General features: G+C 37.2%; 24 protein-coding genes. 4 read left to right on the top strand and 20 right to left on the bottom strand.

Annotated elements, in window-relative coordinates; all coding sequences use genetic code 11:
• Positions 1–54: 54 nt before the first annotated feature.
• From IEX29_RS22250 to IEX29_RS22275, 6 genes are all read right to left on the bottom strand, one after another.
• Positions 55–2,337 carry a penicillin-binding protein gene (locus tag IEX29_RS22250; protein WP_188737372.1) on the bottom strand — a complete coding sequence of 761 codons (2,283 nt, stop codon included), beginning with the start codon at positions 2,335–2,337 and terminating at the stop codon, positions 55–57.
• Between the two features lie 17 nt (positions 2,338–2,354).
• Complete coding sequence (gene ftsL, locus IEX29_RS22255; protein ID WP_229720336.1) at positions 2,355–2,741, bottom strand: cell division protein FtsL; 387 nt, start codon at positions 2,739–2,741, stop codon at positions 2,355–2,357.
• Entirely contained in the window at positions 2,726–3,706 is a 981-nt protein-coding gene (gene rsmH / locus IEX29_RS22260) for a 16S rRNA (cytosine(1402)-N(4))-methyltransferase RsmH (protein ID WP_188737374.1), read from the bottom strand. Before rsmH ends, ftsL begins: the two co-directional genes overlap by 16 nt.
• Positions 3,707–3,903: 197 nt before the next feature.
• On the bottom strand, positions 3,904–4,335 hold the full coding sequence (gene mraZ / locus IEX29_RS22265; RefSeq protein WP_188737376.1) for a division/cell wall cluster transcriptional repressor MraZ: 432 nt from the start codon (positions 4,333–4,335) through the stop codon (positions 3,904–3,906).
• 197 nt (positions 4,336–4,532) lie between these two features.
• On the bottom strand, positions 4,533–6,161 hold the full coding sequence (bshC, locus tag IEX29_RS22270; protein ID WP_188737378.1) for a bacillithiol biosynthesis cysteine-adding enzyme BshC: 1,629 nt from the start codon (positions 6,159–6,161) through the stop codon (positions 4,533–4,535).
• 102 nt (positions 6,162–6,263) lie between these two features.
• Complete coding sequence (locus IEX29_RS22275; protein ID WP_188737380.1) at positions 6,264–6,644, bottom strand: DUF3397 domain-containing protein; 381 nt, start codon at positions 6,642–6,644, stop codon at positions 6,264–6,266.
• Positions 6,645–6,846: 202 nt separating this feature from the next.
• Here IEX29_RS22275 and IEX29_RS22280 point away from each other — a divergent pair, with 202 nt between their 5' ends.
• Complete coding sequence (locus tag IEX29_RS22280; RefSeq protein ID WP_188737382.1) at positions 6,847–7,329, top strand: N-acetyltransferase; 483 nt, start codon at positions 6,847–6,849, stop codon at positions 7,327–7,329.
• 66 nt (positions 7,330–7,395) lie between these two features.
• On the opposite strand, the gene IEX29_RS22285 is transcribed toward IEX29_RS22280, so the two are convergent.
• The 3 genes from IEX29_RS22285 to IEX29_RS22295 all read right to left on the bottom strand — a co-directional run bounded on the left by IEX29_RS22285 (position 7,396) and on the right by IEX29_RS22295 (position 8,758).
• Positions 7,396–7,863, bottom strand: coding sequence for a Myb-like DNA-binding domain-containing protein (locus tag IEX29_RS22285; protein WP_188737384.1), 468 nt, complete (start codon positions 7,861–7,863; stop codon positions 7,396–7,398).
• Between the two features lie 145 nt (positions 7,864–8,008).
• The gene (rpmF, locus tag IEX29_RS22290; RefSeq protein WP_077601073.1) at positions 8,009–8,182 is read right to left on the bottom strand and encodes a 50S ribosomal protein L32; all 174 of its coding nucleotides are present in this window, start codon (positions 8,180–8,182) and stop codon (positions 8,009–8,011) included.
• Between the two features lie 45 nt (positions 8,183–8,227).
• Positions 8,228–8,758 (bottom strand): YceD family protein, encoded by a 531-nt coding sequence (locus IEX29_RS22295; RefSeq protein WP_188737386.1) that lies wholly within the window; start codon positions 8,756–8,758, stop codon positions 8,228–8,230.
• A gap of 1,071 nt (positions 8,759–9,829) precedes the next feature.
• Between IEX29_RS22295 and IEX29_RS22300 the strand changes: the two genes are divergently transcribed.
• Positions 9,830–11,035: a nucleotidyltransferase gene (locus IEX29_RS22300; RefSeq protein WP_188737387.1), complete on the top strand. Its 1,206-nt coding sequence runs from the start codon at positions 9,830–9,832 to the stop codon at positions 11,033–11,035.
• A 72-nt stretch (positions 11,036–11,107) separates the two neighbouring features.
• On the opposite strand, the gene IEX29_RS26875 is transcribed toward IEX29_RS22300, so the two are convergent.
• Entirely contained in the window at positions 11,108–11,245 is a 138-nt protein-coding gene (locus IEX29_RS26875; protein ID WP_229720337.1) for a hypothetical protein, read from the bottom strand.
• On the bottom strand, positions 11,238–12,263 hold the full coding sequence (locus tag IEX29_RS22305) for a SepM family pheromone-processing serine protease (RefSeq protein ID WP_188737389.1): 1,026 nt from the start codon (positions 12,261–12,263) through the stop codon (positions 11,238–11,240). The genes IEX29_RS26875 and IEX29_RS22305 overlap by 8 nt, the downstream gene beginning before the upstream one ends.
• Positions 12,264–12,489: 226 nt before the next feature.
• On the opposite strand from IEX29_RS22305, the gene spoVV reads away from it, so the two are divergent.
• Positions 12,490–13,698 carry a dipicolinic acid transporter SpoVV gene (gene spoVV, locus IEX29_RS22310; RefSeq protein WP_188737391.1) on the top strand — a complete coding sequence of 403 codons (1,209 nt, stop codon included), beginning with the start codon at positions 12,490–12,492 and terminating at the stop codon, positions 13,696–13,698.
• A gap of 124 nt (positions 13,699–13,822) precedes the next feature.
• On the opposite strand, the gene coaD is transcribed toward spoVV, so the two are convergent.
• The 7 genes from coaD to IEX29_RS22345 form a co-directional block, all read right to left on the bottom strand.
• Positions 13,823–14,302 carry a pantetheine-phosphate adenylyltransferase gene (gene coaD, locus IEX29_RS22315; protein WP_188737393.1) on the bottom strand — a complete coding sequence of 160 codons (480 nt, stop codon included), beginning with the start codon at positions 14,300–14,302 and terminating at the stop codon, positions 13,823–13,825.
• 3 nt (positions 14,303–14,305) lie between these two features.
• Positions 14,306–14,875, bottom strand: a complete 570-nt coding sequence (gene rsmD, locus IEX29_RS22320; protein ID WP_188737395.1) for a 16S rRNA (guanine(966)-N(2))-methyltransferase RsmD — start codon at positions 14,873–14,875, stop codon at positions 14,306–14,308.
• 343 nt (positions 14,876–15,218) lie between these two features.
• Complete coding sequence (locus IEX29_RS22325; protein ID WP_042535218.1) at positions 15,219–15,491, bottom strand: YlbG family protein; 273 nt, start codon at positions 15,489–15,491, stop codon at positions 15,219–15,221.
• A gap of 21 nt (positions 15,492–15,512) precedes the next feature.
• Positions 15,513–15,950 carry a YlbF/YmcA family competence regulator gene (locus IEX29_RS22330; protein ID WP_188737397.1) on the bottom strand — a complete coding sequence of 146 codons (438 nt, stop codon included), beginning with the start codon at positions 15,948–15,950 and terminating at the stop codon, positions 15,513–15,515.
• A gap of 175 nt (positions 15,951–16,125) precedes the next feature.
• A complete protein-coding gene (locus IEX29_RS22335; protein ID WP_188737399.1) occupies positions 16,126–16,359 on the bottom strand; it encodes a YlbE-like family protein in 234 nt (77 codons plus the stop codon).
• Between the two features lie 10 nt (positions 16,360–16,369).
• Complete coding sequence (gene ylbD / locus IEX29_RS22340) at positions 16,370–16,774, bottom strand: spore coat protein YlbD (RefSeq protein WP_188737401.1); 405 nt, start codon at positions 16,772–16,774, stop codon at positions 16,370–16,372.
• 151 nt (positions 16,775–16,925) lie between these two features.
• Complete coding sequence (locus IEX29_RS22345) at positions 16,926–17,993, bottom strand: CAP domain-containing protein (RefSeq protein WP_188737403.1); 1,068 nt, start codon at positions 17,991–17,993, stop codon at positions 16,926–16,928.
• Between the two features lie 620 nt (positions 17,994–18,613).
• On the opposite strand from IEX29_RS22345, the gene IEX29_RS22350 reads away from it, so the two are divergent.
• Positions 18,614–18,979 carry a YugN family protein gene (locus IEX29_RS22350; protein ID WP_188737405.1) on the top strand — a complete coding sequence of 122 codons (366 nt, stop codon included), beginning with the start codon at positions 18,614–18,616 and terminating at the stop codon, positions 18,977–18,979.
• A 272-nt stretch (positions 18,980–19,251) separates the two neighbouring features.
• Here IEX29_RS22350 and IEX29_RS22355 read toward each other — a convergent pair whose 3' ends face one another.
• On the bottom strand, positions 19,252–19,707 hold the full coding sequence (locus IEX29_RS22355) for a DUF420 domain-containing protein (protein ID WP_188737407.1): 456 nt from the start codon (positions 19,705–19,707) through the stop codon (positions 19,252–19,254).
• 243 nt (positions 19,708–19,950) lie between these two features.
• Positions 19,951–20,856: a cytochrome c oxidase assembly factor CtaG gene (gene ctaG, locus IEX29_RS22360; RefSeq protein WP_188737409.1), complete on the bottom strand. Its 906-nt coding sequence runs from the start codon at positions 20,854–20,856 to the stop codon at positions 19,951–19,953.
• Between the last annotated feature and the right edge of the window lie 849 nt (positions 20,857–21,705).

Below are 21,705 nucleotides of genomic sequence, written 5' to 3' on the forward strand. Positions count from 1 at the left end.
TTCATCGAAAAAAGCTTGCCGAAAAAATAATTATTTTTTCGGCAAGCTTTTCTTTTATTCTTCTTCCGAATCTTCGTTCTCTGCTGCATTCTCTTCATCATTTTCTGTATCTGCTTCATCATCTTCACTATCATCGTTATCATCATTGTCATCAGACGATGTCTCTCCAGAAGGTATTTCTAATTCGAAGCCTAAATAGTCACCCTCTTGAATTGGTTTCCCTACCTCGATGCTTTGCGAAGTAACATAACCATTACCAAATCTTTCTGTCTGTAATTGCAGCATATTAGCAAATTCCATTACTTCTCTTAATGACCACCCTGCTAAATCCGGCATTGTTGGTTCGTCAGTAAGTAATAGAACTTTTTCATTTGGTAATACTTTTTCTCCCGCTTCCACATTACTTGAAATAATTTTTTCTCCTTCTCCGATTACAATCGGCCGCAGACCTTTTTCTTCTAAATCAGATTGAATATTTTCTGTAGATTCATCCACTACTTCCGGGAATTCTACTTCATCAATACCGTCGGATTCATCTTCATCTGGTTCTACATCTAAATAATGTAGACTATTTTCTACGACATTATTAAAAATAAATGAAAGAGGTGCCGAACCTGATTCTGTATCCTCAAGTTCCGGCTGCTGGATGGACACATAAACCATTAATTGAGGGTTGTCCATAGGAGCCATCCCCAGAAACGAAAACACGTAGTTCTCTCTTCCTGTTAAATAGCCGCCACCTTCAGGATCCGGCATTTGCGCTGTCCCTGTTTTACCACCGACAATATAATCATCTAACTTATATGGTGCACCAGTTCCATTCTCATCATTTACTACAGAGGTCAGCAATCCTCTCATTTGTTCTGCTGTTTCTGCTGAAATCGGCTGTCCTACATATTCCGGCTCTGTTTCTTCCATAACGTTTCCTGTTGTAGCATCAACAATCTTATCTACGACATAAGGCTTCACCATTTTTCCGTCATTAACAACCGCTGAAGCAGCTTTCATTTGCTGGATAGGAGTAACAGTTGTTCCCTGCCCAAAGGCCGTTCTTAACTTTTCGGAAGGCCAATTATATTGAATGCGGCCGACAGCTTCATCAGGAAGATCAATTCCGGTCGGATCTTCAAAACCAAACGCCTTAATATATTCATAGTATTTATCTGCTCCAATTTCTTCCCAGAGCAACTTAGACGCAGCTACGTTGGAAGAACGCATAAAACCTTCATCATAAGAAATTTCTCCCCAGCCCTCTCCCTGGTTGTGATCTCTGATTTTTTCAATTCTTTCGTTAGGCTGGTAGGTTCCAGATTTAAATGTCTCTTCTCCATTATAGACACCTTCTTCAATGGCTGCTGCCCATGTAAAAATCTTGAAGGTAGAGCCTGGTTCAAAAGGAGAAGAAATCGGATCATTATACCAGTTTTCAACATTGTCAGGACTATTCGGATTGTAGGTTGGACGGGTACTCATGGCAAGAATTTCACCTGTTTTCGGGTCCATAATAATGGCGTTCATCTTTGCAGGATTATATTGCTCATCCACTTGGGTCATTACATCATCCAACAAGGTTTGAATTTTTTGGTCAAGTGTTAAATAAACAGAATCTCCATCTTCCGGTTCTTGGATAATCTCATCCGGATCCAATAATTTCTTGTTATACCGGTCTCGCTGATATGAAATAAATCCATCCTTCCCGCCAAGAACTTCATTCATGACATTTTCCATGCCAGTTACACCAGTAATATTATGTTCGATACCATCCTCGGTTTCTTCCTCTATCTCACGGGCAAAACCAATAATGTGCGATGCAAATATACCATTTGGATAATAACGCATAGGTTCTTCATCGAAGTAAATTCCCGGAATTTCTGTATCCTCTATTTCCTCTTTAACCTGCTGGGAAAGCTGACGTCCCAGCTTTCCAAATTCAACCTGGAATTTCCCTGTATTAACTGCATCATCCAGTATACTTTTTATTTCATTTTCATCCACTTCTAAAATAGGTGCCAGCTTTTCCGCTGTTTCCTCTGTATTTGAAACATGCAGGGCTTTTGGTGAATTTTCGGAGTAAGCTTCATCTAGTACAGCATACATTCGATATGCGGGGCGGTCATAGGCCAAAACCATACCATTTTTATCCATGATTTTTCCTCGTTGTGCCTGCATTGTAAAAGAAGCCGAACGCTGCTTCTCTGCCCATTCACCCAACGCAACACCACTAACTTCGCCGGTTGCTTGTATATACAAAAATCTTCCTGCAATGACAAGGAACAGGGCAACAAAAATCAGCGTATAAACACCGGCCATTATGTTTGCCGTTTTATTTTTTTTCATTTTAAAGAAACCCCTTGCTAGTTGTTAACTGTTTCTGCTTGTTTCACTTCCGAATTTTGGATTTTCAATCCATTTTTCTCCGCAATATCAGTAATTCTCTCAGGGCGTGATAATTCTTCCTTCTCAAAATTTAAATTTTCATTTATAATTTTTTGGTTGTTTATATTGGTTTCTACATTCTGCATACCACGATTCAAAGAGTCTGTTCCAGATGCAAAAGAAACGATACCAATTCCAAATGCTAAAATTGCAGCACCTGTAATGGAATAAATCACTTTTTCTCCTTTGGTAATCCAAGGCGTTTTCTTTACCTTTCTGACTACTGTTTGGGATTCTTCTTGAGGATTATATCGGGGGTTTACTTGCCAATTTCTTGCCTGGTTTTCGCTCATCTCTTTTTCCACCCTTCTTCATAACGGAAATCATTATTCCATTCATTTATTTTTTCGACAATCCGTAATTTTGCTGAACGTGATCGTCTATTTTCGTCCAGTTCATCCATTTGAGCTATAATTGGTTTTCTTGTTATCAGTTTAAAAGGAGCCTGATGTGATTCTGGTACAATAGGAATTTGTCTGGGAACGGGCTTATCTGTACTCCACATTTTAAAAGCCTGTTTACAAAGACGGTCTTCTAATGAATGGAATGTAATTACTGCAATCCTTCCATTTTTACCTACTACTTCAGCAGCCTGATGAAGTGCCTGGTTAAATACTTCCAGCTCATCATTTACAGCAATACGTATTGCCTGAAAAATACGCTTCGCCGGATGACCGCCTTTTCTGCGGGCGGGGGCAGGAATAGCATCTTTAATAATTTCTACCAGCTCTCCTGTTGTTTCAATTGGCCTTGTCTCTCTTTCCTTTTCAATCCTTCGGGCAATCCCTTTGGAGAATTTCTCCTCACCATACCTGAAAAAGATAGATACCAGTTGTTCATAGCTCCACTCATTCACGACTTCATATGCCGAAAGCGATTGGGACTGATTCATACGCATATCTAATTTTGCATCCTGCTGATAACTGAAGCCTCTATCAGCCTGGTCAAGCTGTGGAGAAGATACACCTAAATCGAAAAGAATCCCGTCAACATGTGTAACACCCTGTTCTGAGAGGTTTTCTTGCAGTCCTTGAAAGTTTGAGTGTATAAATGTAATTCTCTCCATATATGCACTCAACGTCTTTTTTGCAGCCTCTAATGCCTGTATATCCTGATCAAAAGCAAAAAGCCTGCCGTTTTTATCAAGTCTTGATGCAATTTCCAAAGAATGGCCGCCACCACCGACAGTACAATCGACATAGATACCGTCCGGCTTTATTTCCAGCCCTTTTATTGTTTCTTCTTTTAAAACACTATAATGTTCAAACATCTAAGCCACCAACTTTTTTAATACTTGTTCAAAAGGCTGTTAAAAAGGACCGAGAAGTTCGAAGCAGCGCAAAACTCAACGGAAGAACAAGCTAACAAATCTGCGCTTGTTGTGATGACTTCAGCGACACCCATACTTATTAGAAGTTCCTTTTCTCGATTCGCCATTTTTAGCGGACTTTTAAACATCCCTATCATTTAAATATCAAAATCCATTAGATTCTCAGCGATTTCTGCAAATGATTCTTCAGATTCTTCCACATACGTATTCCAGTGATCGCTGGCCCAAAGCTCAACACGATTCGAAACGCCAATCACACTGCAATCTTTTTCCAAATTAGCGTACGCTCGCAGATTTGCAGGAATGTTTATTCTTCCCTGTTTATCTATTTCACATTCCATTGCACCGGAGAAAAAGAAACGTGTAAAAGCACGGGCATCCTTTTTAGTCAGTGGGAGCTGCTTTAACTTTCCTTCCAAAACTTCCCATTCATCCTTGGGGTAAGCGAATAAACATTTATCAAGACCGCGCGTCAATACAAAACTTGTCCCTAAGTCTTCTCTAAACTTAGAAGGAACAATGATTCGTCCTTTTGTATCAATGCTATGCAGGAATTCTCCCATAAACATAAAGACGCCCCCCACTTTCGTAAATTCATAATACCACATCCCCCCACTATGCTCCACCATTTATTCAAAAATATTTTATATCCTTCTCTTAAAGTGCCTGAATTCCTTTTCTAAAATCACAAAAAAAACTGTCATATCAATAGATAGACAGTTTTTCAAAAAAATATAAATCTGTGGTGGGGACTAGTGGGGAGAAATTATTCAACCACCCAATGTCCTTTTTCCATATCAAGTGGAAATGCAGTCAGCTGTGAAATAATTCCCATACCATAATGATTCAATAAAAATAACGGATTCCAAATACGCTCCTGCAGACCTCCATGTGGATGAAGGATCTGCTCCAGCTGATTAAATTCATTTAATTCCTGAGAATATTTCTTCTCAAATTCTTTATGAAAACGTTTGTTCATAAATCGAATATCCTCTAACAAATAGGTTAGATTCTTTTTACTTAAAGCCTGTATATCGTCTCCCATTTCGTCAGCCATATTCTGAATAGGCAGATGTGCCTCTTTAATTTTTTCAATAACTCCGTCCGTTACCTGGTCTATTTCCTGACGTCCGTTCGTTTCCATATACGCTTTCCTTGTTGCCTGAGTCCCATTTAATATAACATCTTTAACACCCAAATGATATTTTGTTAATATTTTTTTCGTAGAAGCGTCTAAAAACGTGAATGAAAGTCTTGGAACAACTGGCGGCATTAGCAAGTTCATTACATGAAAACCCGATTTCAATGCGGCCCAATAGGCAATTTCGCCAGGTCCGGCTATAAAAGCCAAAGTAGGAAACATATATTCCTGCATGATCGGTCTGGTTACGACGTTATTACTCAATTTCCAAGGTGTATTTCTGGCAATATTCATCAATTCCTGCTGCGAAAAAGAAATTTCCTGCTGTTTTCCAATCCAGCTCCCATTTTCAGTTGCTTTCAACAAAATTCTTCCTTGTATATCATCATGGTAAAATAAATTCCCATCTGATTTTTCAGCATCAATTGCAAGTGGGTATTCAAGCCTTTCTAATTCTTTCAGAGTTTCAGCCACAGAGTTACTAATTTGCGATTGTTTTTGAATCAATTCCAGAAAACAATCTGTTTCCAGCTTTCGGAATGCAGGATTCCCCGAGTCTACGAGGACAATACCCTGGTTTTCAAACAGCACAAAAATAAGGCGTGCAAAGAAATCAATATAATTAGCTGCTTGATTCTGTACTTCCTGAATCAACGAACAGATATCTTTCGTATGTGCTGTTTCCGGCAGTTCTTCAAAAACAGCTGCAATCCACTTTTCAAGCTCCTGCTTATCCAGCTCCAGTTCTGATACAGACTTCTTTCCGGCACCTGTATCCCGGGTACGAAACTTTAATTTTTTAAAATCTCCGTCTTTTTTTGGACAGTGAATATGATTTATTTCCTCAAAGTCATGATCTTCTCCGGCAATCCAGAATACTGGAATAACAGGTGTTCCCAATGCTTCTTCCTGCTGTTTCGCCAGCTGAAGAATAGAAATAATTTTATTAATCGTATAGATAGGGCCAGTTAAGAGACCAGCTTGCTGGCCGCCGATAACAACTGTACTCTGCTTATCATTTAAACGGTCAATTTGCTTTAACGTTTCTTCTGGTGCTCCCCATTCCTTATTTAATTTATGTAATACATTTGTCAGCTCATCCCGGTTAAAATCTCTTTCTGATACATCTAGCAGCCGTTTATGAAAATCCTTATATGGATGGTAATCAAACAATTTTGTTATATTATCTGCTTCATTTTTATAATCAGCTGCCAATTTATTAGCAGCTGGTAAAGTTAATGGATTTATCTGCATATCATTTTCCCCTTATATCGAATTGGATACATTCCGTATTGTACAGAAAAAACTATAAGAATCAAACTAATCTGCTCCCCGAGGAAATAAATTGGAGCTTCCTTATGATAAAACCTCAGAGATAATATAAATGAAGCCTAAAATAATGTAAGCGGAAGAAAACAATAAAAATGCACTTCTCCAAACAATTTTAATTGCTTTAGAAACTTCTATTTCTGTCTGATTTCGATATTGCTGAATTAAAATCCCCGCCAGACTGATTAAGAACAACAGGATGATCCATCCGAAAAAACTTCGGCCAAATAAAAGCTGTAATAAAATCCCGACACCTAAGATAAAAAATATCGCTGACCACTGGACAGCATTATGTACCGCTTTCCATGTATGTTTTTTAGTAAGCTTCGTTATCCAATATGCCAAAAAAGTAATAATAAATGGAAATGCAATAAAAAGAGCTAGTGTATAATAAATATAATCTCTCATTCTCTCCCCCCTGCCTAAAACACAAATAATTCATTAAAAAGATAGAGCGATGTGATTCATTTTAGCTGATTTTGTATGAAAATAACAGAAATAATTTTAAATTTGTCTTGTATGTATTATAATTTAGACAAAGAAGGAAATCCACATTCATCTTTAAATGTTCTTAATGAATATGATACTACACTATGCAGGAGGAGTTAATATGGGGAATGTAAAGATAGAAAATTTACTCATCAATTTTAAAACACTGGAGAAATTTAAGCGTTTTCGTGAATACGGAAATCAGGAATTGACGATGATGGAAGATTTGCAGAATAAGATTATTGAGAATAATAGTAAATCTCCTTTTTACGGAATCTATATTGGTGATAACTTAATAGCCAGAATGAGTTTGTATGAAGTGAGTAAGAAATATGATTTTTACTTTGAACCTTCGCAGGATTATCTGACATTGTGGAAATTAGAAGTACTTCCTGACTATCAAGGAAAAGGTTACGGAAAAGCACTTGTAGATTATGCAAAAAGCTTTCATCTCCCTATCAAAACAAGTCCAAGAATTAACTCACATGATTTCTGGGAAAAGATGAACTTTATCAAGCCGCATTATGAAATGGAACGTGATCTGGGAGAAAATCCATTACTCTGGTTACCTGAAGGCGTTAAAGAAAAAGACACGAAGCAATAAGCTTCCTGTCTTTTTTCACATTTAAAAAGGATTTAATTTGATTCCCGGAAATCCGGACGATGTGGTTTACAAACGGGTCTTCTGAACATCCTCTATAAGATGATTTATTTTCCCCCATACAGTTTCATATACTTCAACCCGCTTTTTTAGATCTCTGTTTTCCTGCAGGGCTTCATTTAACTCTTCCCGCTTCACAAAATCTTCCTGCTGCGGCATATCTGTCCGCATTTTTTCTAGCAGTTGAATAGCAGTATCAATAGAATGAATGGAGGAAGATTCTATTGCCGGATAAGTAATTCGCTGCTTTAACCCTGCTTTTCTTTTTTCTTTTGCAGCCTGAACCTGCTCCTGACATTGCTTCCTTATCTTTGCATTCCAGCGAAATCCGCATGCTGCCGCTGTTCTGGATAATTTTTCGGCAACTTCTTTAAATGCTTCTAATTGTGTTCTGCCCTCCTGAATACATTGTAATACTGTATCTGCTAATAATTGGTCCTCTTCTTCCGTCCAAGCATCCTGTCTTGTATCGTTCATAACATACCTCCTAATAGGGTTTGCTATCAATGTATGCAAAAAATAGGTATGCTAGAATCGTTTTATATTAAAATTATCCAAATCACTTCATTTTCTCCATAAAAAAACAGACCACCGTATTGTGATCTGCTTTTATTAATTGGAATTAGTTACTTACAACTTCTTTTCCATCATAATGTCCGCAAGATTTGCAAACATGATGAGGTTTTGTTAATTCACCACAGTTAGAGCATTCTACCATACCAGGTACGTGTAATTTTTTATGCGTACGGCGTTGGTTTTTTACTTTTTTGGAAGTTCTTCTTTTAGGTACTGCCATGACTTACACCTCCTTCAAAATGAAAGTAAAACTTGAATCAGATTCTTATTTTTCTTTCGGCTTATTATTAAGGAGAGATTCCAATTTTTTTAGTCTTGGATCGATGGACTTCTCTTCCTTAGTTTCAGATACAAATTCCCAGTCCTTCCCACTAGAAGGAGCTGCCTCATCCGAATCAGCGTTATCAGCAAAAACGCGGAATGGAATTTCCAATAATATATTTTCCTTGATATATGGTGTTAAGTCAAGAACTTCTCCCTGAATTGGATGAATTTCTTGTTCCTGTTCTTCTCTTCCATAATAAGCAGACGCAGAAAAAACCTCACTTGCATCTATTTCAAACGGATAAGGAACATCCACCAATGTACGGGCACAAGGGAGTGTCATTTCTCCTTTTAAATGAAAGTTCACATAGAACTCTTCACCATGCATGGTTACTTGTCCAGTCACATGCACTGGAGAAATTTTACGAATATCATTATTCATCATTTCCAGTTCTGTCACATCTGCTTGGCCATCAAAGAAATACGGCTCATTTACGGAACCTTTTCTAATCTGATTAATAGTTAATTTCATTAAAATCACCTCTAGGCAACAAGATAAATGATAAAAGAAAATGCCACGTTTGTCAATATATTTTCTTTACAGAAGTAGTATTACCTAACAAAATAAGTACAAAACATCCGTTACAATCATTTTGGCAGCATTTTTCTCTTATATCATTCTTTTGCTTTTATTATTATTATTTTAATGCTTAACTCAATTTTCGCACCTAAGAATAAATATCTATAGCTTACAAGGATAAGCATGTTCTTCATTGTCCTGCTTGCATTTTGTCACCTTTTTTATTGAAATGCAGATTGTGTATAGCGCCGCTCCGACCAACCACTACGCTTTCCATGGGGACGGCTTCAGCTAACTTGAAAAGAAAACCGCTTTTCAAGTGGATCTTCAGCTCGCCCTGTTCCCATAGGAGTCTCCGTGGTTGGTCTGCGCTCAGTTAGGCTTCTACAGCGAATGAAAGAAATCATATCCTGATAGAGCTGGATGAAATAATCGCTTTTTGCTTGATAAAAAGACTATTTTAGTGGCCCAAATGGTTAACGTGGCAATTGAAACAATGACACACTACACAGCATGAATAGTAAATACCAGGAATAGCTTTTATGAACAGAAAGTAATCGTGATGGGACATTTTTATATGCACCACGAAAAATATGTTCTTTACTATCTAATTTCTATTGGCTCAATTGTATTAAAAGGTATAGAATCCCCTGCTAGCGGAGGCGGACCGTTTTGACTTAGCATCATCTGAAGATCCACTTTTGCCAAGTGCTCTTCTTGGCAAAAGTTAGCTAAAGAGCATGCCCCCAGGAAAGCAAAACGGTCCGCCGCAGCGGTAGCCTCACGTATTACCTTCTTTCCAGCTAGCGTTTATGCTTTATCAAGAGATAGGTGGAAGGAATGATCAACACATGTCTTAATGATAAGCAAGTTATTTTTTAAGATGCGAAAGTTGCGTGCTTAATATGTAAGAAATTATAACCTTTTATAAATGAATATCCAAACAAAATACATATTTATCGTAAATCTGTTTACAGCTCTGAATATGTTAAAATAGAATTACTTAAAAATAGAGGTGAGTGCATGAAAGCTTGCGGTTTAGTTGTAGAATATAACCCTTTCCACTATGGGCATCAATATCATTTAAAACAGGCAAAGGAAAAAACAAATGCTGATTGTGTTGTTGCTGTTATGAGCGGGAACTTCTTACAGCGTGGAGAACCTGCTATTATGGATAAATTCAGCCGGGCTAAAGCAGCAATTCTTGGGGGAGTAGATCTGGTTATAGAGCTGCCTTATGTTTATGCTGTTCAGTATAGTGATTATTTTGCCAAGGGAGCGATTGATATCCTCTATCATTCTGGAGTAAATTCAATATGCTTTGGCAGTGAATCGGGGAATATCCATTCTTTTTCGGATGCTTATCTGCTCAAAAAACTGCATCATGATCAATATGAAGCCCACGTGAAAATATACTTAAATGAGGGGTACGCATACCCTGATGCAGCAACGAAAGCTTATCAAAGTATTTTTGGCATTTCTGATATACTTGATGTGTCCAAACCGAATAATATATTAGGTTTAAGTTACGTTCAGGCAATTAAAGACTCTCAGTACCCTATAAAGCCTGTTACCATTAAACGTATTCAGAATAATTATCATGATACTGCCATTACTGGAAATATTGCCAGCGCAACAAGTATCCGTAAAGAAGTGCTTAAAAATCCTTCTGCATCTGAATCGGCTGCAGAAACAATGCCGGCAGCTACTTTAGATATTTTAAAAAGTTATAAATATAAAGCAGGCTGCTGGCATGATTGGGAATTATATTTTCCTTTTTTAAAATACCGTGTACAAACAATGACTTTGACCGAATTAAAACAAATAGAAGGCATTGTTGAAGGACTTGAATATCGAATCATACGTACCGCTTCAGACGCTTCATCTTTTCAAGAATGGATGGCTGCTTTAAAAACAAAACGGTACACATGGACCAGGCTTCAGCGTATATTTGTTCATATTTTAACGAACACAAAAAAGGAAGGAACAATGCTTGCAAATAATGTAGGATACATGCGGATTCTTGCTATGAATAAAACTGGACAGGCTTATCTGAATCAGCAGAAAAAGCAAGCAGGTCTCCCGTTTATTACAAAAATCAATCAAATACAGCATCCATTCCTGCAAATAGAAGAGAGAGCCGCCAAAGCATATTACAGTGTCTTAACCGGCAGTAAACATCGCAAATTCTTCTTGCAGGAAATTAAATCTCCGATTATTATAAAGTAAAATCCTTTCAGTGAGCGTTTCGTTCTTCTTTCACTGGGGATGAAACGGCAGAAACACTTGATATTAAAGAAATTACATCCGGATTAAATTCACAGTATTAGAAGAGAGACTGATAGCTGCTCCATTTTTAAAATAAGTAAATTGACACGAAAAAAGGATTTCCGCATCACTACTGATATGTGATACAGAAATCCCTTTTATTTTATTCATCAGCAATGCTTTCTAAATACTCTACCGCATCTTCAAAAGTATCCACTGGAACGATTTCCATGTCTGTTCCTATACTTTCTGCAGTCTCAACCGCTACTTGATAATTAGAGCCTTCTCTCCCTCCTTCGTTTGGAGCAAAGAAAATGTCCACACCCTCTTTGTCAGATGCCACCACTTTCTTGTCCACTCCGCCAATCCTGCCAACATTTCCTTCATAATCAATTTCACCAGTTCCGCCGATTTGTTTACCATTTGTTAAGTCTTCTTCTACCAACTGATCATAAATCTCTAATGAAAACATAAGCCCTGCACTTGGACCGCCGATACTTCCGCTGGAAAAATGAATTTTTGGATTTACCGTAACTCCCCGGTCTGTCACAAGATTAATTCCAATCCCTATACGGCTGCCTTCATCATCTAACGGTTCTAACTCCAGATCTGCTGTATGCTCTTCATCATCTCTTTCATACATAACAGTTACAGTATCTCCCGCTTCTTTCCCGTCAATATAATTAATCAAATCCTGAGATTCATGAACTTCTGTATCATCAATTCCAGTAATACGGTCGCCGCTTTCTAATTTACCTTCTGCAGGCAGCCCTTCTACCGCCGCCACTACATATACACCATTATACGAAATTTCTATATCTTTATCAGCCGCTTCATAAGCAACCACTGTTGCGGCTTGCTGTGAGCTTTCCATCACTTGAAGCTGTGCAGCCATGTAGTCTTCCTGGGACATTCCTTCCGGGAATACCTGATCTAACGGCAGAATATCATGATGTGGTAATAATAAAGCAGCGGCGTACAAAACGGGTGTCGCCTGCATTCCACTGACTGTTACTAAATGCATATCACCCTCGCTTGGATAGCTGTCTTCTACCTCTACAATTGGATCTAGCGGGTCAGCCCCGCCTGGTTTTTGTATATAATACGGTAATTGATAAACTCCTAAAAAATAAACAATTAACACAATGGCTAATAAACCTATAATTCTTTTTTTTGATAAACGAAACACTTGTTATTCCCCTTCCCGGCACCTTTACTAAAAATATATCTATGGCATATTTTTATATGGTATTCGCGTATATATCTTATATAACAATTTTATTTTAGCAATATTATACATCGGACAAGCTAGCATTATTCTACTACTTCCCACAATAATTGTACAGAGTGGATACTTCATTACAGAAAGTACAGGCAACATAATGACGCTTTCTTTCTAATAGGGGGACATCAGATTGAAGCAAAAACTAAAAACGCTCGGTTATGCTGGCATATCAATTTTTTTATGCCTTAGTTTAATAAGATTTCCGGATCAGGCATTAGAGGCAGCTATCCGCGGATTAAATATGTGGTGGGAGGTTGTCTTCCCGTCTCTGTTACCATTTTTTATAACAGCTGAGTTATTATTAGCATTTGGGGTTGTTAAATTTTTAGGTGTTTTATTTGAACCGATTATGAGGCCGTTATTTAATATACCCGGTGCAGGCAGTTTCGGGTGGATCATGGGAATGGCGAGCGGTTACCCGACAGGAGCAAAAATAGCAGCTCGGCTCCGGGAAGAAAAACAAGTAACGCAGATAGAGGCTGAAAGGCTGGTATCCTTCACAAATAATTCAAGTCCACTCTTTATATTCGGAGCCATTTCTGCCGGTTTTTTTTATAACATTAAGCTGGGTTTGCTGCTGGCAATTTGCCATTATTCAGCAAATACTATCGTCGGAGTCATCATGCGTTTTCATGGAAAGAAACAGGAACAGCACTTGACCAAGAAAAAAAGATATCCATTTTCACTGAAAAGAGCATTTCAAGAGATGCACCGAAACCGTTTAAAGAATACTCGCCCTTTTGGCGAAATATTAGGAGATGCCGTATTAAATTCGATCCAGACACTTGTTATGGTCGGCGGTTTTATTATTTTATTTTCTGTATTAATTAAACTTCTTTTTCTGATGGATATAACACCAATGATTGCAGCTTTTATTGAACCGGTTCTTCCTATTTTCGAAATGCCAAAAGAATTGGGACTGCCATTTATATCAGGGTTATTCGAAATTACTGTTGGATCAAATTTAATATCTCAAGTAGCAACTGATTCACTATTGCAAAAAGCAATTTTAATCAGTTTCATCCTTGGATTTAACGGTTTATCCATACAAGCGCAGGTTGCCAGTATTTTAGCCAAGACAGATATCCGTTTCTACCCATATTTCTTAGCCCGGCTCTTACATGGCACGATTGCTGTTATTTTAACTGTTTTATTATACAAACCGCTATATCTCGATCGAATCGTTATCAACTCTAATGAAATTCCCGCTGCAACCATGCAGGATTCCTCCGTTTGGATGAATACTTACTATTTTTTACAGAATATTGGCCCGTCAATAACTATCTTAAGTTTAGCAGCAGCTATCTTTATTATTATCTATAAAATAAAAAAGAGATAAATTATATTCATAGTGTACAACAAAAGAGGGCCTCATCCGGCTCTCTTTTGTTGTACACTATGAACAGATAAATATATAAGTTGAGCTTATTATGTAATGAACAGAATTCATGCATTCAACTTTTTTATTTATACTTCTCCTTAAGTGCCTGCTCTACAACATCTGGAACGAGACCAGAAATATTCCCCTGGTATTTAGCTGCTTCCTTTACCATGCTTGAGCTTAAGAAAGAATATTTTGTATTTGTCATCATAAATAAGGTTTCCACATCTTCATTTAATTTCCGGTTCATCGAAGTAATCTGCATCTCATATTCAAAATCACTGACTGCACGCAACCCTCTAATAACAGCAGTTGCACCAATTTCTCTCGCATAATCCATCAGTAATCCACTGGAAGAATCAACCCGCACATTCGGGAAATCCTTTAATGTTTCCTCTAATAACTGTTTTCTTTCTTCGACAGTAAAAAGTGGTGATTTAGATTGGTTATTAAACACTGTAACTACTACCTCTTCAAATACTTTTGCACCGCGACTGATAATATCTAAGTGCCCATTTGTAACTGGATCAAAGCTCCCGGGGCATATTGCTAGTTTTCTCATAATTCACGCTTCCTCGCTTTCCTCGATTTGGTAAATAGTAACTTGAACTAAACCGCCATAATCTGCTTGTTTGATTGCTTTTAAAGATTTATACGCATTTGGCAGCATATTAGACTTATCATGCTCACAATACACAATAGCATTCTTTTTAAGCATTTGATTATCGAGAAGGTAATCAAGTAATTTTAAATAGTCTTTATTTTTATACGGCGGGTCCAGAAGTACTAAATCGAATTGCAATTCACGTTTAGAAATTGCCTTTAAAGCGCGCTGTGCATCATTTCGATATACTTCTGCCTGCTGTTCCAGTTTTAGCGTTTTCAAATTCTCTTTAATGGTTTGTACTGCCTTTGGATGCTTGTCTACAAAAATCATCTTAGACATTTCTCTGCTCAACGCTTCAATTCCAAGTGATCCGCTTCCAGCAAATAAATCTAATCCTAATCCGCCTGAAAAAAAAGGACCCATTATTTGAAATACAGCTTCTTTTACTTTATCAGTAGTCGGTCTTGTAGATTCGCCAGCAACACTTTTTAACCCTCTTCCCTTATGTATTCCAGCTATTACACGCACTCCAGGTCACCTCAGCTCTTTTTGGCTCGTCAATAGTCTACCACGATTCTTAGCTTTAGCAAATTATTTTATTTTGATATGTATATTATTTTTTGCATTGTCTATAATAATATAATGATTCAGCTAAACATGATTTAGTTGAAACGGATAAGGCTTATTCTTCCCCATAAGCTCTTCATCCGGTTTCTCCTCTCCCTTTAGCCTTTTATTTTTATTTAAAAATAAAAGCACCTGCAGTAGTTTTCACTGCAGGTTTTTTTCTTTTTATATACAATTTATACAAGTACAGCAGGCTGTAAGACTCCTATTTCTAAAAATAAAGAAACAAGCTGTCCAAACCTGCCTAAATCCCCATTTTATAATCATATTGCTTTGCTTTATCCGGCTTTGCATTCTCATAGTTTGTCGGAATAAATGGCTTTTGGGACCGTTCCACTTTAGAAACGAAAGCAAACTGATTAAACTTTTTCTCAATAGCATCAATATCCTCACGATTAACATAAATAACCGCATATCGATGTTTTTTAGATACATGAATAAGGTGACCATGTTTTTTTAGCTGTCTGACATTTTTCATATGTTGAAACCAGACCACAATTCCCTGCCTTTCTACCATGCTGCCATCCTCCCCCTTTATTTATGATGCACAGCCGCAAGCTCCGCCACTGCCGCAGCCGCACCCGCTATCTGTCAATGCTGCACCGTCTTTAGGAGCTTTAATCTGCTCACTGACACTCTCAGCTACAAACTGGCTAATTTCATCCAAAAGTTTTTGCAGATTTCTTTCCGCAATTTTAAAAGCCGCTACTTTATCATGCATATCCATATCACGCTTTTTGGAACGCACCTGCTTCATAATATCATAATAATCCGGGTGATACCTGCCGAACCGCTGCACATCTTCATAATGCTCTTTGACATCTGCAAATGTTCTAATTAGATTCTGTGCTTCCTTATCTTCATCCAAAGCTTTCTTTGCTGATTGATATTGCTCCATTACATCGGACTGTAAAATCATCCTTCCAACAAGTTCCGATTCATCTAATATATCTACATATTCCATTGTAGCAATCATTTTCACACCTCCGCGAACAAATTAATAAATGTAATAAAAAGAGAGTATCTCTTAAGTAAGGTTTATGCCATTAACTATTAAATTAGATGTTATTCAGCTTAGCTGCATCATTAATTCTTAATAGTTATCCTTTTTATCATACCATTTTATGATTTGAAAGAAAACAGAGGTGACTTTAATCCTTCATTGATTTAGCCATCTCTGCGAACATTCTTACCATTTGTAGTTGATTCGAGAAGGTATTTACTTTTTGGGGAAATGTTTTTCCATAAAATTTCTTTGCTTCTTTTTTTAATTCCGTGAGACGATTAGGATCCCGCATCAAATAACGATACCATATCGGATGATACCGGACAAATTCTGCAATATCTGGATTTTGTTTAAGATAAGTGATTACTTCATTATCCATTTTATCCCCTCTAATCTCTTCTTAATGAAAAAGGAGCCTTGGGTGTTTTAGTAGCAGAAGGCTTTTTAATATCGCCAATCATTTCCTGGACCGTTCCAATAGCTTTACTTAACTGCTCAATTTGTCCCTGTACCTTTTCTGTATCTAAATTTTGTGTGTAATCCATAATCTGCCGGATAAGATCAGAATGATCTGTTTTCTTGCTTTTTTTGCTTTCTTGACTTTTCGGTTGTGTATCCGTATCGGGGTCTTCGGTTTTATATTCTTTCCAAAAAGGATCATCTTCATCTAAAATGGCCCACTTCTCATAAAATTCCTGCCATCCCCTGCCACTTTTTCTGATTTCCTCCAACAACTTAGGATGGCGATTCACAAAATTTTTAAATGCTGCAACACTGGGATGTAATTGATTCATTCTCTCTCACCGTCCTTTTTTTATTACAACTTCCTACAATAACTTATGTAAATTGCTTAAAAATGTGCTTATGGCTCAGAACGAAAAGCATCATTCTCTACATTAATAAAGAAGCCCCCAAAATTGGAGACTTCTTTTACTAATAAGTATATTAGAATGGCTTTCCTAAAAAGTTCTGTGTGTAATAGAATCGATATACTCCAACTCCAAGATAGCTGTATTCATCACTTAATAACGCTTCCCGATGACTTTCACTATTTAACCAGCCCTCCATTGCGGCAGGAGCATCCGGATACTGAGCAGCGATATTTTCTCCAGCTGCTACATAGGCAACCTGTCTTGCCTCCAGCCGTTCTTTCAACCCATCTCCCTCTAAGCTGACATGGGAAAAATAATCATTCTCATACATGTCTCTACTATGATCATATGCAACCACACTGACCTGGTCGTCCCACTCTAAACGAGGCAGATCACGCTGATGACGCATAATATTAGAAATATCAAAAATTTGCTGTTCCATTCCTGTCTGAATCTCCCCCCATTCTTCCTCACTGAATTGAGGCTGTTCAGGCAGTTCGCCCCGATACTCAATTTCATACGGTCTCTGTAATAAAAGTGCGTCTCCAGTAGAAATTCTTACTGAAGAAAGCGTCTCTGTAAATGTATCAAAATAAAATTGAATAAATGTATTATCGCTTATTTTGACCAAAGGTCTCGTCTGAAGATCTTCTGTTGTTAATCGGAAAGTAAACGAAGAATTATTGTCAGAATAGTCTACTTCACTTAAAAAAGGAAATTTATCCGCTATTTCCACATAACTTGCTCCTGATTCTATTGGGGAAATCTCCAAGTCTTCTCCAATAGCATAAACTGATACAATCTCATCTCCTAAAATTCCAAACTGGCCATATTGGCTTTCCGAGTTATTATATACATACCATTCATAATTATATGCACTAACATCAATCCTGTCCGGTTCTCCCAACTCATCCGTAAGCTCTGTTGACGTCTTTCCTATCCATTGATATAAATCTCCTTCTAAATTCATCTGGGGAAGCTCTGCTGCTGTTCCTTTGGATTCTATTGAATCTTCATCTTCAGTCAAATGTGTCGTTACTTCCCTTACAATTTCTTTAGGTGATGAACTTATCTGGTTAATAACAATAAATACAAGGAGTGCAATAATCATGATTATCATAATATTACGAATCATCTTCATGATTTAACCCCCATCCAGCAGACAAATATATCATTGATAATCTACTTATCTACTTTATACCCCATTATTTACTATTGTATACTTTCAAAGCAAATTGCCTGTAACTTAATATATCAATAATTCTTTATATGTACGTATTCAAAAATTTCAATGATTTTCAACCGGGCATTTAATCGCAAATCTCTTCGGTGGGACGAGTAATCGCAGTCCCAGTCCCAATTCGACGCAATAAAAAAACAAGACAACGAGTCTTCTACGGGCACACCGTTACAGGATATTGACTGCTGCCATGTAAAAGGAGTAGTTTTAGTGGTAGTTCGTTTCCTCACCGCTAATCAATTAATCACTTTTTGAACATCATATATAAGCCATTATAAAGCAAAAACACAAATAAATGTATCTAAACTATTTAATTTTAGTATGAACTGGGAATTATAAAATTAAAATGTAAGCTGATGCTTTAGAAAAAAAGAAAAATACCTGATTTATCAATTTCTTTCATGCAGCCATCTTGATAAGTATGCCCTTTCTTTACTATCATCAACGGTTTCTATTGCATCTATTACTGTTTCGTATTATCCTTAAATTAAGCAGAATATTTTTGATGAGGTGAAAGAATAATGAGATTTGAAAACACAGGGATAGAAGACACGATTATTGATGTGCAGGTATTGGATCATGTAACAGCTAATCTGGCATTTATCCGTGCTGGACAATGGGACTATGAACGCGTTACCTATGATTACAAAATTGGCTCCAACGAAAAAAACATTACATACTATATTCGCGTACAAGGATATGCTATCGATGGGGATGTCGATAAACGCAATGCTGTTATCAAATTAATGACTCCTCTACTCGGTAAACATTATTATCCTCATGGAGTAGAATATGGTGAGGAAGAGAACTTTCCTGAAAGCGTTGTAGAAAGGGCAAACACACTGCTTGCCAAACTTAGTGAAGAACTTCAGTATTACAAGAAATAAAAAACAAAATGTATATCATTAACAAAGTCTTAGTAAAAAAAAGATAGGCAAATGTAAAGGGATAACATATTAGCCAGATAAAATATGTTATCCCTTTTCTGCATCCGTTAAGCCTTGCAATTTGCTACAATGCAGAATTAACTGCATTATAAATCGTTAAAGCAAAGAAATTTACTAATTGAAACACAACAGAAAAGAGGATACGATGCTCATTTGTAAGCATTGTATCCACTCTTAATGAAATCTATATCAAGATTACCTCTGCTAATATGCTAAAACCCTAGAATGGCCTTAATCATACTCGTCGTTTCACCCGGGTCGTACATTATATACAGGAAGATATAAACGAGAACTCCCGTAATCGCGGTGAAAAACCAAATAATACTTGTTACGGGGCCGATTTTACGATGCTTCTTAATATTTCTTTTAAATGCTAAAACAAGCGTTACAACTCCAAATACAGCCCCGACAGTTGCTAAAACAATATGGAAAATCAGGAAGATTGTAAAATATGTTTTCACATTTTCAGGTCCTCCAAAGCTTGTATTTCCTATAAATACAGTTCGTGACACATAAATAATAAAGAAAAGCAATGCACTGACAGCAGCTGCTATCATTACTTTTTTATGCTGCTTTTTTTTATTTTTGATAATTAACCCCCAGCCGATTGCTACAAGTATTGCACTTAAAGCAATAAAAAAAGTACTAATTGTTGGTAGTAAATACATTTCTTTATCCTCCAATAATTCTTTAAATATGTATTTAAAAAGACTATGAAAACATTCCCGCACGCAGAAAAAAGCGTTTTTCTTTTTCTGAGGAACGCTTTTTCACTCAGGAAAATTACTCTTCAAGAAAAGTAAGCTGATTAGTTTTACTCATACTAAAATGATTACCCGGCCCGTTTTTTCAAACAGGCCATAAAATCTTTTTCATCCTATTATTTTTTGCAAACCTTTTTTGAATCCTTTTTAATGCGATTCTACTGCAGTTGGCGGCAGCGGATCTATTTTATTACTTTCCCCTCTAAACCAGGAGAAGATAACAGTTGCCAAAATAGCTCCATAAGTAAATTCCTGCATAATCTTCATTATAATACCGCCCAGCTGCTGATCTTCTAATGTGCTAATTGGCGTAAACATTTCTGGTCCAGTTAAACCAGGGGCAAGCCCCTGTAATACATTTCCCGGTACACACAGACTCATCGCCTGCATCCATGCGCCTCCTTGTGTATATGTGGCATATAGCGGTTCAGGAGCAAAAATAATCAATACACATGCCGGGGTTATTAGCACACTGTTTGCGAAAATATAGCCTATCTTCAATAGAGGCTGCATGCGGTCAAATTCCTTCAATGGAGGCAGTAACGGAAATATCATGAAAAAAGCTGCAATAAATAGCACTCCATGTACAAAGAAATGAATGACTGGCGAAGACTTCGCAAACTCAAAGAAAACAGGTACATGATAAACAGAAAATAAGCCATTAAATACTAATAATGATATTAAAGGTTTGGTTCCTATATCTACAATAGGTTTAATGAAAGGCTGATTAATTACTATTCTCCAAATCCAGACTGGTATTCCAATAATTATTAATATTGGAATTACAAGCAAAAAAATTGCCATTTGAATCATATGAGCAGTCAATGTTATATGTGAAAGTAAATCAATTGGTGCACCCTTAACTAAGTATAAACACAGCAATGCAGTATAAAAAGAAAATTGCTGCTTCACAGATGCTCTATCGTGGCCGCCAAACTTATACCGATATGGACCTGTAATTAGAAAATAAGCTAAAGCAACCAGAACTATAAAAATCATAAAGTAGGGACTCCACAAGGCCCGAAACCCAAATATTTGTATATCTAACCACATACATAATCATCTCCACTTTAGTCTGCTCTGTCTATTATACCTTAAAACAAATAAGAATTCTCTAGTAGGATTGTGACGATTTTAAAACATCTATATATATTTCTCTATCATAACTCAACTTTCGCACCTGAGAACAAGCATCTATACCTTTCTATTCCATGATGAATATGTTCTACATTATCCTGCCTGCATGTTGTTAAATCATCCTTCTATTGAAATAGAGATTGTGTATAGTTCCTGCAACCAACCACTACGCTTTCCATGGGGACGGCTTAAGCTAACTTGAAAAGAAAACCGCTTTTCAAGTGGATCTTCAACTCGCCCTGCGATGCACAGGACGTGCAAGTGCAGGCGTTGTGACAGGAGTCACGGGTTTAGCCTGCGAACCACTTAGGAGTCTGCGTGGTTGGTCTGCGCTCAGTTAGGTTTCTACAGCGAATGAAAGGATTCATATCCTGATGGAGCTGGATGAAATAATCCCTTTTTGCTTGATAAAAAGATTATTTTAGTGGTCCAAATGGATGATTTGGCAATTTAAATGATGACACAGCATGGGATAGTAAATATCGGAAATAGCTTTCATGAACAGAAAGTAATCATGGCAGAATATTTTACCGTAAACCAAGAAAAATATTTTATCTGATCTAACTTCTTTTTAGTCAGCTGTTTCAACCTGTATAGAACATCCTGCTAGCGGAGGCGGACCGTTTTGACTCCTGAAGGATTAGCACCATCTGAAGATCCACTTTTGCCAAGTGCTCTTCTTGGCAAAAGTTAGCTGAAGAGCATACCCCTAGGCAGGCTAAGGTCGCAACGTCCTGGGGCCTAAGATTACTCACCCCATCGAAA

This window comes from Oceanobacillus neutriphilus (genome assembly GCF_014645515.1).
Lineage (GTDB): Bacteria > Bacillota > Bacilli > Bacillales > Amphibacillaceae > Oceanobacillus > Oceanobacillus neutriphilus.

Coding starts and splice junctions, on each gene's coding strand:
- rsmH (WP_188737374.1), bottom strand. CDS start 3,706: ATGTTTGAACATTATAGTGTTTTAAAAGAAGAAACAATAAAAGGGCTG.
- IEX29_RS22285 (WP_188737384.1), bottom strand. CDS start 7,863: ATGAACGATACAAGACAGGATGCTTGGACGGAAGAAGAGGACCAATTA.
- coaD (WP_188737393.1), bottom strand. CDS start 14,302: ATGAGAAAACTAGCAATATGCCCCGGGAGCTTTGATCCAGTTACAAAT.
- IEX29_RS22275 (WP_188737380.1), bottom strand. CDS start 6,644: ATGAGAGATTATATTTATTATACACTAGCTCTTTTTATTGCATTTCCA.
- IEX29_RS22335 (WP_188737399.1), bottom strand. CDS start 16,359: ATGGATAATGAAGTAATCACTTATCTTAAACAAAATCCAGATATTGCA.
- IEX29_RS22250 (WP_188737372.1), bottom strand. CDS start 2,337: ATGAAAAAAAATAAAACGGCAAACATAATGGCCGGTGTTTATACGCTG.
- IEX29_RS22280 (WP_188737382.1), top strand. CDS start 6,847: ATGGGGAATGTAAAGATAGAAAATTTACTCATCAATTTTAAAACACTG.
- rpmF (WP_077601073.1), bottom strand. CDS start 8,182: ATGGCAGTACCTAAAAGAAGAACTTCCAAAAAAGTAAAAAACCAACGC.
- ylbD (WP_188737401.1), bottom strand. CDS start 16,774: ATGAATCAATTACATCCCAGTGTTGCAGCATTTAAAAATTTTGTGAAT.
- IEX29_RS22355 (WP_188737407.1), bottom strand. CDS start 19,707: ATGTATTTACTACCAACAATTAGTACTTTTTTTATTGCTTTAAGTGCA.
- bshC (WP_188737378.1), bottom strand. CDS start 6,161: ATGCAGATAAATCCATTAACTTTACCAGCTGCTAATAAATTGGCAGCT.
- IEX29_RS22325 (WP_042535218.1), bottom strand. CDS start 15,491: ATGGTAGAAAGGCAGGGAATTGTGGTCTGGTTTCAACATATGAAAAAT.
- IEX29_RS22345 (WP_188737403.1), bottom strand. CDS start 17,993: ATGAAGATGATTCGTAATATTATGATAATCATGATTATTGCACTCCTT.
- IEX29_RS22330 (WP_188737397.1), bottom strand. CDS start 15,950: ATGATTGCTACAATGGAATATGTAGATATATTAGATGAATCGGAACTT.
- IEX29_RS22350 (WP_188737405.1), top strand. CDS start 18,614: ATGAGATTTGAAAACACAGGGATAGAAGACACGATTATTGATGTGCAG.
- mraZ (WP_188737376.1), bottom strand. CDS start 4,335: ATGTTTATGGGAGAATTCCTGCATAGCATTGATACAAAAGGACGAATC.
- IEX29_RS22300 (WP_188737387.1), top strand. CDS start 9,830: ATGAAAGCTTGCGGTTTAGTTGTAGAATATAACCCTTTCCACTATGGG.
- IEX29_RS22295 (WP_188737386.1), bottom strand. CDS start 8,758: ATGAAATTAACTATTAATCAGATTAGAAAAGGTTCCGTAAATGAGCCG.
- ctaG (WP_188737409.1), bottom strand. CDS start 20,856: ATGTGGTTAGATATACAAATATTTGGGTTTCGGGCCTTGTGGAGTCCC.
- IEX29_RS26875 (WP_229720337.1), bottom strand. CDS start 11,245: ATGAATAAAATAAAAGGGATTTCTGTATCACATATCAGTAGTGATGCG.